Annotated in this window: 16 protein-coding genes, 2 tRNA genes and 1 pseudogene; 9 read left to right on the plus strand and 10 right to left on the minus strand. The window is 61.8% G+C overall.

Features of this window, described 5'->3' with window-relative positions; genetic code table 11:
• Positions 1-91: 91 nt before the first annotated feature.
• Both IB267_RS10555 and IB267_RS10560 read right to left on the minus strand, forming a co-directional pair.
• Positions 92-235 carry a hypothetical protein gene (locus IB267_RS10555; protein WP_089045238.1) on the minus strand — a complete coding sequence of 48 codons (144 nt, stop codon included), beginning with the start codon at positions 233-235 and terminating at the stop codon, positions 92-94.
• A gap of 417 nt (positions 236-652) precedes the next feature.
• Complete coding sequence (locus IB267_RS10560) at positions 653-1,612, minus strand: bile acid:sodium symporter family protein (RefSeq protein WP_192447549.1); 960 nt, start codon at positions 1,610-1,612, stop codon at positions 653-655.
• 210 nt (positions 1,613-1,822) lie between these two features.
• Between IB267_RS10560 and IB267_RS10565 the strand changes: the two genes are divergently transcribed.
• Complete coding sequence (locus IB267_RS10565; protein ID WP_192447550.1) at positions 1,823-1,996, plus strand: hypothetical protein; 174 nt, start codon at positions 1,823-1,825, stop codon at positions 1,994-1,996.
• A 35-nt stretch (positions 1,997-2,031) separates the two neighbouring features.
• Here IB267_RS10565 and IB267_RS10570 read toward each other — a convergent pair whose 3' ends face one another.
• Together IB267_RS10570 and IB267_RS10575 are read right to left on the minus strand one after the other, a co-directional pair.
• Complete coding sequence (locus IB267_RS10570; RefSeq protein ID WP_192447551.1) at positions 2,032-2,868, minus strand: glycosyltransferase family 8 protein; 837 nt, start codon at positions 2,866-2,868, stop codon at positions 2,032-2,034.
• 356 nt (positions 2,869-3,224) lie between these two features.
• On the minus strand, positions 3,225-3,638 hold the full coding sequence (locus IB267_RS10575) for a hypothetical protein (protein WP_043616768.1): 414 nt from the start codon (positions 3,636-3,638) through the stop codon (positions 3,225-3,227).
• A 267-nt stretch (positions 3,639-3,905) separates the two neighbouring features.
• On the opposite strand from IB267_RS10575, the gene IB267_RS10580 reads away from it, so the two are divergent.
• Positions 3,906-4,838 (plus strand): ribose-phosphate pyrophosphokinase, encoded by a 933-nt coding sequence (locus IB267_RS10580; protein WP_210335823.1) that lies wholly within the window; start codon positions 3,906-3,908, stop codon positions 4,836-4,838.
• 206 nt (positions 4,839-5,044) lie between these two features.
• Here the strand turns inward: IB267_RS10580 and IB267_RS10585 are convergent.
• Positions 5,045-5,121: transfer RNA gene (locus tag IB267_RS10585), tRNA-Pro, on the minus strand.
• Between the two features lie 317 nt (positions 5,122-5,438).
• Here IB267_RS10585 and IB267_RS10590 point away from each other — a divergent pair.
• Positions 5,439-5,876 (plus strand): hypothetical protein, encoded by a 438-nt coding sequence (locus IB267_RS10590; RefSeq protein WP_192447552.1) that lies wholly within the window; start codon positions 5,439-5,441, stop codon positions 5,874-5,876.
• Between the two features lie 63 nt (positions 5,877-5,939).
• Here the strand turns inward: IB267_RS10590 and IB267_RS10595 are convergent, their stop codons facing one another.
• Positions 5,940-6,122: a YegP family protein gene (locus tag IB267_RS10595; RefSeq protein WP_034801332.1), complete on the minus strand. Its 183-nt coding sequence runs from the start codon at positions 6,120-6,122 to the stop codon at positions 5,940-5,942.
• Positions 6,123-6,247: 125 nt separating this feature from the next.
• A tRNA-Gln gene (locus IB267_RS10600) sits at positions 6,248-6,322 on the minus strand.
• A gap of 203 nt (positions 6,323-6,525) precedes the next feature.
• On the opposite strand from IB267_RS10600, the gene IB267_RS10605 reads away from it, so the two are divergent.
• The 4 genes and pseudogenes from IB267_RS10605 (at position 6,526) to IB267_RS10620 (ending at position 8,834) form a co-directional block, all read left to right on the plus strand.
• Positions 6,526-6,822, plus strand: a complete 297-nt coding sequence (locus IB267_RS10605; RefSeq protein WP_034801330.1) for a cupin domain-containing protein — start codon at positions 6,526-6,528, stop codon at positions 6,820-6,822.
• Between the two features lie 17 nt (positions 6,823-6,839).
• The gene (locus IB267_RS10610; protein WP_192447553.1) at positions 6,840-7,763 is read left to right on the plus strand and encodes an MBL fold metallo-hydrolase; all 924 of its coding nucleotides are present in this window, start codon (positions 6,840-6,842) and stop codon (positions 7,761-7,763) included.
• A gap of 2 nt (positions 7,764-7,765) precedes the next feature.
• Positions 7,766-8,218: a thiol-disulfide oxidoreductase DCC family protein gene (locus IB267_RS10615; RefSeq protein WP_192447554.1), complete on the plus strand. Its 453-nt coding sequence runs from the start codon at positions 7,766-7,768 to the stop codon at positions 8,216-8,218.
• Positions 8,219-8,229: 11 nt separating this feature from the next.
• Positions 8,230-8,834 (plus strand): annotated as a pseudogene (locus IB267_RS10620) (DUF4166 domain-containing protein).
• A gap of 14 nt (positions 8,835-8,848) precedes the next feature.
• Here the strand turns inward: IB267_RS10620 and IB267_RS10625 are convergent.
• On the minus strand, positions 8,849-9,757 hold the full coding sequence (locus IB267_RS10625; protein WP_192447556.1) for a DUF1499 domain-containing protein: 909 nt from the start codon (positions 9,755-9,757) through the stop codon (positions 8,849-8,851).
• A gap of 268 nt (positions 9,758-10,025) precedes the next feature.
• On the opposite strand from IB267_RS10625, the gene IB267_RS10630 reads away from it, so the two are divergent.
• On the plus strand, positions 10,026-10,409 hold the full coding sequence (locus IB267_RS10630; protein ID WP_043616720.1) for a hypothetical protein: 384 nt from the start codon (positions 10,026-10,028) through the stop codon (positions 10,407-10,409).
• A 352-nt stretch (positions 10,410-10,761) separates the two neighbouring features.
• The gene (locus tag IB267_RS10635) at positions 10,762-11,034 is read left to right on the plus strand and encodes a hypothetical protein (RefSeq protein ID WP_043616716.1); all 273 of its coding nucleotides are present in this window, start codon (positions 10,762-10,764) and stop codon (positions 11,032-11,034) included.
• A gap of 94 nt (positions 11,035-11,128) precedes the next feature.
• Here the strand turns inward: IB267_RS10635 and prfH are convergent, their stop codons facing one another.
• On the minus strand, positions 11,129-11,743 hold the full coding sequence (prfH, locus tag IB267_RS10640) for a peptide chain release factor H (RefSeq protein ID WP_192447557.1): 615 nt from the start codon (positions 11,741-11,743) through the stop codon (positions 11,129-11,131).
• Complete coding sequence (locus IB267_RS10645; RefSeq protein ID WP_192447558.1) at positions 11,736-12,944, minus strand: RNA ligase RtcB family protein; 1,209 nt, start codon at positions 12,942-12,944, stop codon at positions 11,736-11,738. The genes prfH and IB267_RS10645 overlap by 8 nt, the downstream gene beginning before the upstream one ends.
• Positions 12,945-13,162: the final 218 nt, after the last annotated feature.

A 13,162-nucleotide genomic window follows, 5' to 3' on the forward strand; every position in this document is an offset into this window, starting at 1 on the left:
TCTACTTGGGCGCTTGAGATCCGTCGGCGATCACTGCCGGCGCGCCTTTCTATGAAGTGCCGGCGGCGTAGCACCTACCGGCGCCATCGTCTCAAAGCTGCTGCTCGATCGCGGGCAGAGTGATCGTCAGCGGTGCAGGATCGGCATGCTGCCAGAGCTGGTAGCCGACCACGCTGCCAAGGATGGCGGACCAAATGGCGATCTCGCGAAAGGTGAAAATCGGTTCCTTCAACATCCGGGCCTCTCGGAAAAAGACAAGTGTTGATGGAAATATCGCCCCTATTGTTCACACTGATAAGACAGCGTTTGATGAACGCCGTGTTTCCATGTGAACGATAGCGCTGTCACCGACGACGTTACGCTGTCGGGCCCAAGCGTTCGGCCGCCGTCTTCGAAGCTTGTCCGCATGCACGAGACTGACCCATTCCGGGACAGGACTGATGAATGCTTCACCTTTGCACGAGGTCGCCACAACCGAGCCTTCCAATCCGGTTTCGCATTCGTAATTTGGCGCATCGATCATGAGGATCGACAGGGCTGTTTCACCGTTTCCGAACGTCGTGGGACAGTCCGCCTGACCGTCAGGTGCGGTAGGCCAAACAAAAGAGGGCCGCTGCGGGCCCTCTCCTGCTGTCACGTCTCCAACGCCCAGTCAGCGAGTGCTGACCACCGGCTCGGTCGTTTCGTCTTCCGTGCGGCTTGCGAAATAATTGGCAAGGAGCGCACCGGAAATGTTGTGCCATACGCTGAAGATCGCGCTCGGCACCGCTGCCACCGGCGAAAAATAGGTATTGGCGAGGGCCGCGCCGAGGCCACTGTTCTGCATGCCAACCTCAATGGCGATCGCCTTGCGCTTGGCAAGCGACAGACCGGCCGCCTTGGCGGCGAAGAAGCCCAGCAGATAGCCGAGGCCATTGTGCAGGACGACAACGGCGAAGATCAGCAGCCCGGAGCTGGCGATCGCGCCCTTGCTGGCGCCGACGACGGCCGCAACGATCAAGACGATGCCGGCGACGCTGACGAGCGGCAGCGCAGGCACCGCCGCCTTGACCAGACCCGGCAAAAGCTTCTGCAGGAAAAAGCCCAGCGCCAGCGGCAGCAACACCACCTTGACGATGCTCATGAACATCGCGGTCGCATCGACAGGCAGATATTGGCTCGCAAAGGTCCAGACGAGGAACGGCGTGACGATCGGCGCAAGCAGCGTGGTGACGCTGGTGCAGGCGACCGACAGTGCGACATCGCCCTTGGAAAGATAGGTCATGACATTGCTCGAGGTGCCGCCCGGGCAGCAACCGACGAGGATCACGCCGGCAGCCACCTCCGGCGGCATCGGGATGACGGCCGTCAGCAGAACCGCGAGCAGCGGCATGATGAGGAACTGCGAGACCACGCCGATACCGACCTCAAACGGACGCTTGGCGACTTCCTTGAAGTCGTCGAGCGAAATGGTCAGACCCATGCCGAACATGATGATGCCGAGCAGGGTGACGATATAGGGCGTGACCTGCTTGAAAATATCCGGGAAGACGAACCCGAGAATGGCGAAAACAATGACCCAGAGCGCGAATGTGCGTCCGACAAACTGGGAAAACGATGCAACGGCCTTCAAAACCTTACTCCTTGCGTGATGGCCGCTGTCTAGGCCCGCACGCGGGCGGCTTCAACACGCTTCGAACAAAAAAACGCCGCCTGCCGCAACTTTGTGTCGATGAAACCGGAGCAACCGACATAAATGCGACGCATATGGACAGCGACCACGTCCTGGGGATATCAGGCAGATCAAGCAGAGCGAAAGCACCGGATCTTGAGGGAGACGACGATGACGAACCAGCCGGAGACGAGCGTGACGGTGGAAAAGCGCCAGAACGGCAAATGGTGCTTCGTCATCAAGCATCGCGGCGTCACCTACCCCGCACAGGGCAATTTCACCTCGATGCTGCAGGCGCAGGCCGTTGCCCAAACTGCGCTGAAGGCGCTCGAAAAGCAGGGCTGACCGGCCGCATCGCTAGCGGCGCTGCTCGTGTGCCGTCACCGAGCAAACGCCGAGAGCCACTGCCACTTCTTTCTGATCGATAGCAGCAGCGTGCGAATGCGCCGGTCGCGATTCGTGATAAGTCGCGCCGAACGCCAGGGCGTTTGTTTCCGGTACTCCAGAAACGTCGCCTTCTCCGGGTGCTCGCATTCTTTCGTGTTCGGCTTGGCGTGCGTGAAGTGCACAATGGAAGCTTGGGAAAAGTCTTCCCATCCCTTCTGCGCATTCCAGTGGCCGGGAAGATGAACGAAGTTCCCTTCGGTCGTAAGGTTCAGTACGTCCTGATCCAAGAAATCGAACGAACGCGCCTGAAGCAGCCTGGCAATGCGAGCCGTGTAGTCCTGCGCGTTCCAGGCGTCGATATCGACCAGCAGGACTCCCGCGTTGAAGTAGGGTGTGTTCGCCTCTCGGCCGAGCGACGGATTGAAACGCGTCGGGTCATCATAGGGAACGGCTGCAACGGCCCTGCCCTCAAACGACAGATCCGCCAGTGGTGCCAGGCTCTTTTTGATCAGCGTGTCAGCATCCAGGTAGAGCAGACGGTCGTGTCGGTCGGCTAGCAATTCCGGCAGATACAATCGTGCGTAGGTAGCGCGGCTCCAGTAGCTCGTCGTCTTCAGGCCTGAGATTTTTGAGAGAATGTCGCCTTCGACATCGATGAAGCACAGCTTCCGTTTCGCGCAGGCTTGCAGCATTTCCTTGTCGGACGCCCGCAGCCCGTCACCCAGGATAAAGACCTGCGCATCTGGAATGCCACCGTTCTTTTCGAGCGAGTAAAGCATGACACCCGCGAGTTCCGCGAAGCGCCTGTCGATCGAGCATGCAACAATCATTTAAAGTCAATTTCAGCAATGCAACGCGCAGCCACAGGGCCGCATGCAGTGTCCAGGCCAAAAGCAAGATCTCGCTCGACCGGACATACCGGTAGATGCTTTGATTGCTTTCATTTGAAATGGCGTGACCCTCGCCAAGCGAGGGCCACGCTCATGGTGTCGCGCAATATGCGACGGAAGTATCAATGAAATTAATAGGTCATCTCTTACCCGAAAACACGCGGATGCACTGGTGTGCTTCTCTTCATGGCGAATGACTTCGCACACCATGCTTCCGCGTCAAGTGGGCAGAGCAGATAATAGTTGTTTGTCCGCAGAATCTCGCGCAGATCGTGTAGAAGACCTGCGCGCGGCACCTATTCGGTCGCGGACCGGATGATGTTGCAAAGCCCTTCCTGCACCACCTGCTTGGTGGCCACCTGCCCCACCTGAATATCAAACATCGCATCAACCCGCGTGCCTGAACCGCGCTTGCGGGCGACGACTCGCAATGTCTGCAGCCGCCCGGAGCCTGCCGTATCCTGGTAAGCTTCGATCGTTCCGAGTGCCTTGTTGATCTCGATCCCGGAAAAGCCTTCCGCCGCGACGCCCCGCGCCATTCGCTGCAGGGCGGTCTCGGGCTTCAGCTTCGGGAATTCCTGCCAGGTCTTGTAGAAGACCGGCGTCACCAGCGGCACGCCGTTTGCCTTGAAATTCTTCTCGCAGCTCTGCGCCGCCGCCACCGAATGGCCGGCCACCAGCAGAACCGCCGCAATGGATAGGTGTTTGATCGACATGTCCGTTCCTCGTCGTCAGCATCGAATGGCGGAACGCTAGAGACTTCGCCGCTGGACCAACAGAGTGACCCGGCTGCAAATACACCTCTATTCGACCAACGGCTTGGAAGGGGCGACGAACGGCACCGAACTGCAGCAACGGGAAGAGCCTTCACCGTCAACCCAAACCGGGTGCATCACAAAAATGTGCCGCGCTGGTTGTGAATCCGTCAGTGAGGCTCTAAAGCTGGCTCGAAGGCTCCCTGACACAGGATTGCGCTCATGAAGCTGGTGACCGGTAACTCCAACCGCGCCCTTGCCGAAGCCATTGCCAGATACCTCAATCTTCCCCTCACGGACTGTACGGTCGAGCGCTTCGCCGACCAGGAAGTCAACGTTCAGCTCCACGAGAACGTGCGCGGCGAGGACGTCTATATCCTCCAGTCGACGAGCACGCCCGCCGACGCCAACCTCATGGAACTCCTGATCCTGACGGATACGCTGCGCCGTTCGTCTGCGCGCCGGATCACCGCCGTCATCCCCTACTTCGGCTATGCCCGCCAGGACCGCCGGGCCACTGGCCGCACGCCGATTTCAGCCAAGCTGGTCGCCAACATGATCGCCGGTGCGGGTGTCAACCGGGTTATGACGCTGGACCTGCACACGGATCAGATTCAGGGCTTTTTCGATATACCGACCGACAACCTTTATTCGGCGCCGGTGATGACGCGCGATATCAAGGAGCGCTACGACGTCGGAAATCTCATGGTCGTTTCGCCAGATGTGGGCGGCGTGGCACGGGCGCGCGGCATCGCCAAGCGCATTGGCACCGATCTTGCGATCGTCGACAAGAGGCGCCCCCGCGCCGGCGTGTCGGAGGTCATGAACATCATTGGTGACGTCTCCGGGAAGACCTGCCTTTTGATCGACGACATCATCGATAGCGGCGGGACCTTGATCAATGCGGCTGACGCATTGCTGGAGGCGGGTGCACGAGAGGTCTCGGCATACATCACCCATGGCGTGCTCTCCAGGGGAGCCTGCGGGCGCATTGGTGCCAGCAACCTCAAGGAACTGGTGCTGACTGATTCCATTCAGGACACCGATGCGCAGCGCGAGACCGCCAATATCCGCCGGATCACCGTTGCGCCGCTTCTGGGCGAGGCCCTCGCCCGCACCGCCCGCGAGCAAAGCGTTTCAAGCCTTTTCAACTGACTGAAGCAAACCGTGCAAGGCCGTTTTGGTTGGCCAGCCGGCGCTTGCCGATGAAAAAAGGACGCAATCTGCCCTTGCGTCCAAAACCACAGAAACACGCGACACAAACGGCGAATACGTTCCAACGGTGGTGATTGAAGCGGCCTGCAGTCGATCCGCGCACTGGCGTATATTTCGGGAAAGATCGACTAAGCAATTGATTTGGCTGGTCGGAGTGGCAAGATTCGAACTTGCGACCCCCACGTCCCGAACGTGGTGCGCTACCAGACTGCGCTACACTCCGTGACCAGCGGCGCCTCTATAGAACAGGCATTTTGATTTCACAAGCGCCTATCTCGAAAAACATTGCGCCTTTCTCAAAAAATTTGTGACGGTGGAAAACGGAGGCGGAGAATGGCCCTTGTCTGCGCCGACAGCGCCCGGCAGACCGCGCGATAGGGACTTTCTGCAACGCTTCATAATTTCCGGCAACAGGAGCCGTTGCGTGCATTTCCTTTCGTCTCTTTTGGCGCTAGAGGCTCAACGGAAAGCGCGGAAAACCAGGGGACACGGGTTTGCGCGCCATGCCTATTTCAGAACGAGAGCCAAAGGGGCAGAAACATGAACTTCCGCATGATGACGGTGGCGGGCCTCGCGCTCGTGCTCGCCGGCTGCACGACGACCGGAACGGGGATTTCCAGGAACGCGGTCGAGGCCCGCTGGCTCGGCCAGCCGGCCGGCGGCTTCTTCGCCCAATACGGTCCGCCGATCTCCGACGTCGAAAGCGGCAGCTCCACGGTCTATAGCTGGAAGGGCGGCTACAAGACCCGCAAAATCCCGGCGCAGTACGAAACCACCAAGGACGGCAAGCGCGGCAAGCGCATTTCCTCGGCGCGCACCGAATATCTGAGCTGCGCCGTGCAGCTGACCGTCTCGTCCGACTACGTCATCCGCTCGATCCACATTGCCGGCGACCGCAAGCGCGCCGAGGGCCCGAGCTGGTGTGAAGAGTTCCTCGGCGCACCGGCCCAGACCAAGGCGGCGGCAACCGCAGGCTAAGCCAACAAACAAAAAACCCGCCGGTGAAAATCGGCGGGTTTTTTCTAGGGGATTGCGTCGAACTCAGCCGGCGCTGTTGTCCTCGACGGGCGCGTCGGGACCGTTCTTCTTGATCGAGTCGATGGCGTTCTGCGCGCTGGCCTTGGTCTTGTAGCCCTCGGTCGAGAACATCACTTCGCTGTTGTACTTGAAGCGAACACGGAACTCGCCAGCCTTGTCTTTGTAGATTTCGAATTTGTGAGCCATCTTCTCCCTCACACATGTTGGAATCAACGAAACTAGCGTGTCAGTTGCAAGATGACTTGACAAGAGTGCATGCAAATCCGGCGCGCGCGATCGCCCGCCCAATGGATCAACTGCCTGGAAAAATGTGGCTGGGGCGCCAGGATTCGAACCTGGGAATGCCGGTACCAAAAACCGGTGCCTTACCGCTTGGCGACGCCCCAACGGATTGACGGGACGATACGTCCGCCAAATCGAGCGCCTGATTATCAAAGCTCGCCGCTCGTCACAATCACTAAGTTGGCACTAAGTTGAATTTTCGGCGGATTTGTTGGCGACGACGCCGAAGGGCGCTCGCCGCGGGTACCGGATGTACCCTTCCCTTCGCTGACCGCACCTCCTATTGTCCCGGCAGATGGAGAATTTCATGAGCCAGTTTCGCGCCCGCCCCCCTGCCGTTCCAACCGTACTCGTCGACGACACGGTCGTCAGGATCACCCGTTGGGATTTCGAGCCCGGCGCCGACACCGGTCACCATGTGCACGGGCTCGGCTATGTGGTGGTGCCGATGACCGACTGCCAGTTCCTGCTCGAGGAAGAGGCGGGCAGCCGGCGGGTCGATATCGCCAAGGGTGCCGCCTACCGCCGTGAGGCGGGCATGGCTCACAACGTCGTCAATGCCGGCAAAGAGCCGATGTCGTTCATCGAGATCGAATACAAGTGAAATCCAGGAAGAAACGCATGCAGGGCCCGGATTTCGATCTCGATTTCAAGCCGGCCCATGGCGAGGCCGTGACAGTCGCCGACGACGTGCAGCGCGTCACCGTCAACAATCCCGGTCCTTTCACCTTTCACGGCACCAACAGCTACATCGTCGGCAAGCGCTCCGTTGCCGTCATCGATCCCGGTCCCGATGAGGAGGCACATTTCCAGGCGCTGATGACGGCGCTCGCCGGCCGCGAGGTCACCCATATTGCCGTCAGCCACACGCATCGCGACCACTCGCCGCTGGCGCGCCGGTTGAAGGCTGCCACAGGTGCGGTGATCGTCGGCGAAGGCCCACACCGCTCCGCCCGTCCCTTGCATGCGGGCGAGAGCAATCCCTTCGCCGAGAGTTCGGATATGGAATTCGTCCCCGATCTCGTGCTTGCCGACGGCGGGCGTATCGAGGGTGACGGCTGGAGCCTGACGGGGCTTGCCACGCCCGGCCATACGGCCAACCACATGGCCTTCGCGCTCGATGGCACCGGTATTCTCTTTTCCGCCGACCATGTCATGGCCTGGGCGACGACGATCGTCGCGCCGCCGGATGGGGCCATGGCGGACTACATGGCCTCGCTCGAAAAGCTGCTTTCCCGCGACGAACGTCTCTACCTCCCCGGCCACGGCGGACCGGTAAGCGAGCCTGCCTCTTTCCTGCGGGGCCTGCGCGCCCACCGCAAGATGCGCGAGCGCGCCGTGCTCGAACGCATCCGCGCCGGTGACAGCCATATCCCCGACATGGTCAAGGTCATCTATGCTTCCACCGACGTGCGGCTGCATGGGGCGGCGGCACTTTCGGTGCTCGCCCATCTCGAAGACCTGATCGAGCAGGGGCGGATCGAGACCGATGGTCCGCCCTCGCTTCTCGGCGCCTACCGGCTGGCGCCCGGCGGAGCCGGCTGATCATGCGGCGCGAGGCTTACAGCTATCGCAACGATGCTTCCGTGCCCGCCTTTGCAGACGACAAGCCGGTAATCGTCTTCGACGGCGAATGCATCTTCTGTTCCGGCTGGGTGCGCTTCCTGCTTCGCCATGACCGGCATGCGCAATATCGCTACCTCACCGCCCAGTCGCCGCTTGGCCAGGCGCTCTACCGGCACTACGGGCTCGATACCGTCCGCTTCGAGAGCAACATGCTGATCGAGGACGGCGTCGCCCGTTTCAAGTCCGACGGGTCGATCCGCACGCTTGCGCGGCTGGGCCTGCCGTGGTCGCTCGCCAACATTTTCCGCATCCTGCCCGCTGCCCTTCGCGATCCGCTCTATGATCTCGTGGCGAGAAACCGCTACCGCATCGCCGGCCGCCGCCAGACCTGCATGGTGCCGACCCGCGAGGAGCGCGGACGCTTCATCGCATGACGACGGAAGACATGGCCCAGGAACAAAGCCTCTACCGCCAGATCCTCGGCCGGCGGTGGGACGACGTGCCCGCATCGATCCGCGCCCTGCATGGCCGGCCAGAGGGGCATGCCACCTTTCGCGGGCGCGCGGTCATCGAGCGCGGCGGCTCGATAGGAGCGCGACTTGTCGCCTCAATCCTTGGCTTTCCCCGCGCCGGCGCGGACGTTCCGGTCGAAATCCACTTCGCATGCGGCAAGGGTCTGGAAGTCTGGACCCGACGTTTCGGCGGGAAAGTCCTGCGCAGTTCGCAACAAGGGGCCAAACGGCGGAACGAGGAACTGCTCGCGGAAGATTTCGGACCGTTCCGCGTCCTCTGCGCGCTGGAGCCAGGGAAAACCGCCTGCACCTCTCGGTGCGCGCCTGGTCCTTCCTCGGCCTTCCGCTCCCTCTGCTGTTTGCGCCCGGTGGCCGGACTTTCGAGGAAGATCGCGACGGCCTGTTTCATTTCCACGTGGAGGTCGAAAGCCCGTTGACCGGCCTGATCGTGCGTTATCGCGGCTGGGTACGACCAGCGGGCGAGCCGACGGACGACTTAGAGGTCGCGAAGCCTTCGCAAAAGAATGATGTTTTCTGACGGGCTTTCGCCGGTCAGTCGCCGGCAATGCCCAGCAACTCGGCATCGAGCCCGCGCAGGAACTGATCGGCGAAGGCGGCGCCCATGCCGAGATCATGAGGCCCGTAGCGCGAGGCGACCCGCAGGTCGACGAAGGTGGTCTCCGCCTCTTCGCGCAGCCGGATCAACACATCGAAGCGGAAGCCGGCAATCAGCGTGCGCCATTCGCCCTGCAGCACGACATCGCTGGCGCGGCGGCCGGCAATCGCGCCTTCGAGAGCCATCTCCGGACGCGCCGCCGGAATGGGTACGTTTTCCGGCTCGGCGTTCGTGTCCGCGCCCGCATTCGGCCGCACTGCGAGATCCTCCAGATCGGCGCGGGCATTCTCGACCCCAAGCTCCTCGGTGATGCCGACGCGGTTCTGTTCGATGACGTTGCGCACCCCCTGATAGACGCGGTCGAGCGCGCCGTCATAGCGCCGGCCGGTCAGGGCCGGATAGGCGAGGATCTGCGCTTCGCGGTCCTGAGGCGTTACCGCCGCCTTGCGCTTCAGCCAGCTCTCCTCCGCCTGCGGCACCTTGAGCCACGGCGGCGGCGTCACGGTATCCGTGCTGACGTCGTAGATCTCCGGGCGGGTCAGATACTGGACAACGCCATAGCCGATGAAGCCGAGCGCCGGCGCGGCATAGACAAGGGCTGCGGCAGACGCCAGACCACCGATCGCCGCAACCTGCCACAGGCGCGCCAGCCCGACGACGGCGAACAGCACGCCTAAGAGGGCAAAGATGCCGGCGAGACCGATAAGGGCGAGGAAATGCGGCGTCGTCAGCGGTCCGAAGCGATGCGCCAGCAGCGAGAACACAAAGAGCAGGAAGGAGACACGGGCGAAGCGGCGCGCCCAATGGGCGGCAAAGGAATAGGGGCGCTCATACCGGACCATCATGTAGTTGAATCAATTCCCTGCCGCGATACAGACCGCATTCTTAGACCATGCCCCGTGCCGAGGAAACAGGCAATGCGGCAGTCCGACACCGCGCGCTGGGCCTCCCTTATGCTTCGCCGCAAAATCGCCATTCTCGTTAACCACCTATCAACACATGGGAATGTGCCTGTGCGCCCGGGATTCGAAGGGCACGCGGCGTTTCAATCGGAGGCAATGGCCGGCGCGCGGCATCAAACGAGGGCGCTCGGCAATCGACGGAGAACCGACAATGGGCGCATCGCAAGCAGCCGTGGCCATCGCCACCCCCTCTGCCCTTCCGGCCGGAGACGGCGGCATCCCCATGGGGCTCCTTGAGCTCGAACTCTCCCTCGATGGTTTTTCCGGCAACAATGCCGATTTCACCAGCTTCGTCCGCACGGTCGCGGACAACGCCGGCGGCGAGTTTCTCTTTGCCCTACCCGCCTGCGATCTGATCGAAGACTGCCGGAGCATTGCCGTGCTCCGTATGGCTGACGTGGGAGGCGATGCTTCGATCCTGTTTGCCTGCCTCGACGAACAGGGCCGGGCCGTCCGTATCGAACATCCGAGCGACAGCACGCGCGACCTCGAGCGCTTTGCAGAGTCCTTTGTCGGCGTGCTCGAACGCATGTAACGCGACTGCCCGCACAGGGTAAATTGGATCCCCCTTCAGGCCCGGCGCGCTCGCGAGCTGCCGGGAAGTCTTTTCGCAGGCGGCGGAAGCACGACCAGGCCGCCGCGCAGAGATCTTTTCCCACACTCTTCCGATAGGCCCACCTTACAGGGCAACAACCGGTCGGTGACGCCGTTTCGCGTACAACCGCGAACTCGACACAGAATCGCCGCCACTCGTTTCGAATCTCGATACAAGTCCCTATATTGATTGTGATTCGAGGCTTTGGCGCCGTGCCGCTCGATTGCTCACGGCGAGACGCACACCGCTACGGCTTCACACGACCCGGTTGTGCCCAGGAGGCGCGAGAACCATGATGACCCGATTGTCCATCCTTATCGCAGCTGCACTTCTTCTGACGGCGTGCCAGACGATGACGCCGGAGGAAAGGCGCATCGCCGACGGCAACACCTGCGCATCCTACGGCTTCCGCCGCGGCACCGATGCGTTTGCCACCTGCCTGCAGCGGATCGAACTCGACCGCCGCGCGGAATCGCGCGCCTTCCGCTATCAGAACGACATGATGATGTGGGGCTGGGACCGCCCCGTCATCGTCTCGCGCCCGGTGATCGTCCAGGCCAAATGAGGCGATCACGGCCGAGCCAACGCCGCTTGGGCGGCGCTGGCTCTTGGCTTGTTACCCGTTGCCGCTAATTGTGGCCTGGGGGCGTGAGCGAAACTTACAGTCGGAAAGTCTTCACCGCGTTGCCACGCTCCAGCTCCTTGCTGGCCATGAACAAGGCGGTTTTCTCCTGCTTCTCACGCCCGACGGCGATGAGGTCAAGTATCGCCTGAAGCCTTCGTATGGCCGCCGCTTTGTTGCGATGCTGCGACCGGTCCTCCCGACAAACGACGGTAACCCCGGTGGGCAAATGCGTTGCACGCACGGCGCTGTCGGTGGTGTTTTGGTGCTGACCTCCCGGCCCGCCCGCCCGCATGGTTTCGAACCGCAGGTCTGTCGGATCGATCGACGTGGCAACGCTGCCAGCCGAAAGGTCCACCTGCTGCACACCAACGAACCAATTCTGCCTCTGGTGCCCTTTGCGGACAGGACTTTTGAAGACGAAGCGGATGGTTCCGCAAAAGTCCCTCGCCACATCCTCGCATCGGCTGCCTGCCATCGTTACAACAGCTGATTTCGGGCCGAAGGCATCCGGCTGTCCGCCAAGCGCCAGGTCGAAGCTGCAGCCATGGCCCGTCGCTTCCCTGTTGAGAATCTCGATCAGCGCAGCAACGGCGATGCGGCATTCCACCGGGCCGTTGCCGGAGGTCAAGAACAGTGTCACCTCAGCCATGGCGCATCCTCCTGATCGTCGTCCGCTCCCACTTCGCCTTTGCGCGCACCCGCTCCTGCGGCTGGGCGTTCTTGTAGGTGACGAGCGGTTTCATCGCCGCGATCGGTTGCACGAGCCCAAACGCCGCAAGGTCGGCGATGACCTTCGCCGCATCCTTGTAGGCGCCTGCGGCTTCCTCGATCAAAAGGTTGCGATCTTCGCAGATCGCGACGCCACCCCAGGGGTTGACCCGCAAGGCGTCGCGCTCGGAACGCGTACTACCGACGCGACCGTGCATGGCCTTGCGGTCGTATTTGCGTCCCGCACCGTGAGAGATGGCCCAGTGCGATCGCTCCGCACCGGCCAGCGCCCGCACCAGATAGCTTCGCGTCGCCCGCGACCCTGCGACCGGAGCAACGACACCTTCTCCAACGGCGGCCGCACCCTTGTAGTGCAGGAAGCCGGACGTCGTAGCCCGCACCAGGTTGTGCGGAACATCGGAGACGAGTGACAGATCGGCACGAAGCACCCGGGCCGCTCGCTCGGCAACCATTTGCCGGTTGAGCGACGCCCATCGAACGCATTCCCCGCTCCTGGCGAGCCATTCGACGGCCGCAGCAGCGTCGGCAGCCAGGCCGTCTTGGAAGCGTTCCTCGCCGCCGAGCGTCAGACCGAAAAGGTCTGCACCCGCCGACCGAGAACCGGAATGAACCAGCAGATAGAGCTTCTGCCGATCAGCGACGCCCTCCTCGAACACGTCGTCCACGGCCTGCAGCTCGCAAAAATGGTTGCCGCCACCGATCGTGCCGAGCGACTGCGGGCACATGTCAGGCGAAAGATCGTGCTCCGCAAGCCGGGCCGCCATGTCGCCGAGATCAATCTGCTCCAGCCCGCGCAGTTGTTCGGCCGCCTTGTCGACCTTGAACTTGCGCAGTGGCAGGGAAAGTTCGAAGAACGACATGCCACAGCCGATGTCGTTGCCGATCAACTGCGGATAGAGCCGTTGCGAAAACGCCACCATACCGACGGGGCCATACTTGCCCGGGTGCAGGTCCGGAAAACCTGCGACCGAGATCATGCCGGGGAGACCGGCGGTCTCCTCCAGCTGTTGTACTGCCGTGCCTTCGATCCAGCTGCCGGCAGTGAAAAAATGCGTGATGGCCGCCTTGCGCGCACCATCACCGACTTCGGGGACGAAGTCCCCGGAACAATGATTGCCCATGAAAATAATCCAGAACAGGGTCAAACGGCCGACACACCGCAGGCTTCGTACCTTTCAGGACGCGCGTACAGTTGTCGGCGGAACGGGCTCTTTCAGCGCATCAACGCTGATTAGCCGCGAAGCCCCAAGGGGCGTGTGGAAACGCACTGCATCATTTTCCGCTCCCGTTCTGAAGAAACATCATGCCCATGCATGACCAATAATCGCTCGTGCCGATA

Source organism: Ensifer sp. ENS09 (assembly GCF_014852425.1).
In the GTDB taxonomy this organism is placed as follows: domain Bacteria; phylum Pseudomonadota; class Alphaproteobacteria; order Rhizobiales; family Rhizobiaceae; genus Ensifer.

Bases quoted from the DNA above. Each gene is read 5' to 3' on its own strand.
- IB267_RS10555 (WP_089045238.1), bottom strand. From the start codon at position 235: ATGTTGAAGGAACCGATTTTCACCTTTCGCGAGATCGCCATTTGGTCC.
- IB267_RS10565 (WP_192447550.1), top strand. From the start codon at position 1,823: ATGACGAACCAGCCGGAGACGAGCGTGACGGTGGAAAAGCGCCAGAAC.
- IB267_RS10570 (WP_192447551.1), bottom strand. From the start codon at position 2,868: ATGATTGTTGCATGCTCGATCGACAGGCGCTTCGCGGAACTCGCGGGT.
- IB267_RS10580 (WP_210335823.1), top strand. From the start codon at position 3,906: ATGAAGCTGGTGACCGGTAACTCCAACCGCGCCCTTGCCGAAGCCATT.
- IB267_RS10590 (WP_192447552.1), top strand. From the start codon at position 5,439: ATGAACTTCCGCATGATGACGGTGGCGGGCCTCGCGCTCGTGCTCGCC.
- IB267_RS10595 (WP_034801332.1), bottom strand. From the start codon at position 6,122: ATGGCTCACAAATTCGAAATCTACAAAGACAAGGCTGGCGAGTTCCGT.
- IB267_RS10605 (WP_034801330.1), top strand. From the start codon at position 6,526: ATGAGCCAGTTTCGCGCCCGCCCCCCTGCCGTTCCAACCGTACTCGTC.
- IB267_RS10610 (WP_192447553.1), top strand. From the start codon at position 6,840: ATGCAGGGCCCGGATTTCGATCTCGATTTCAAGCCGGCCCATGGCGAG.
- IB267_RS10615 (WP_192447554.1), top strand. From the start codon at position 7,766: ATGCGGCGCGAGGCTTACAGCTATCGCAACGATGCTTCCGTGCCCGCC.
- IB267_RS10625 (WP_192447556.1), bottom strand. From the start codon at position 9,757: ATGATGGTCCGGTATGAGCGCCCCTATTCCTTTGCCGCCCATTGGGCG.
- IB267_RS10630 (WP_043616720.1), top strand. From the start codon at position 10,026: ATGGGCGCATCGCAAGCAGCCGTGGCCATCGCCACCCCCTCTGCCCTT.
- IB267_RS10635 (WP_043616716.1), top strand. From the start codon at position 10,762: ATGATGACCCGATTGTCCATCCTTATCGCAGCTGCACTTCTTCTGACG.
- prfH (WP_192447557.1), bottom strand. From the start codon at position 11,743: ATGGCTGAGGTGACACTGTTCTTGACCTCCGGCAACGGCCCGGTGGAA.
- IB267_RS10645 (WP_192447558.1), bottom strand. From the start codon at position 12,944: ATGGGCAATCATTGTTCCGGGGACTTCGTCCCCGAAGTCGGTGATGGT.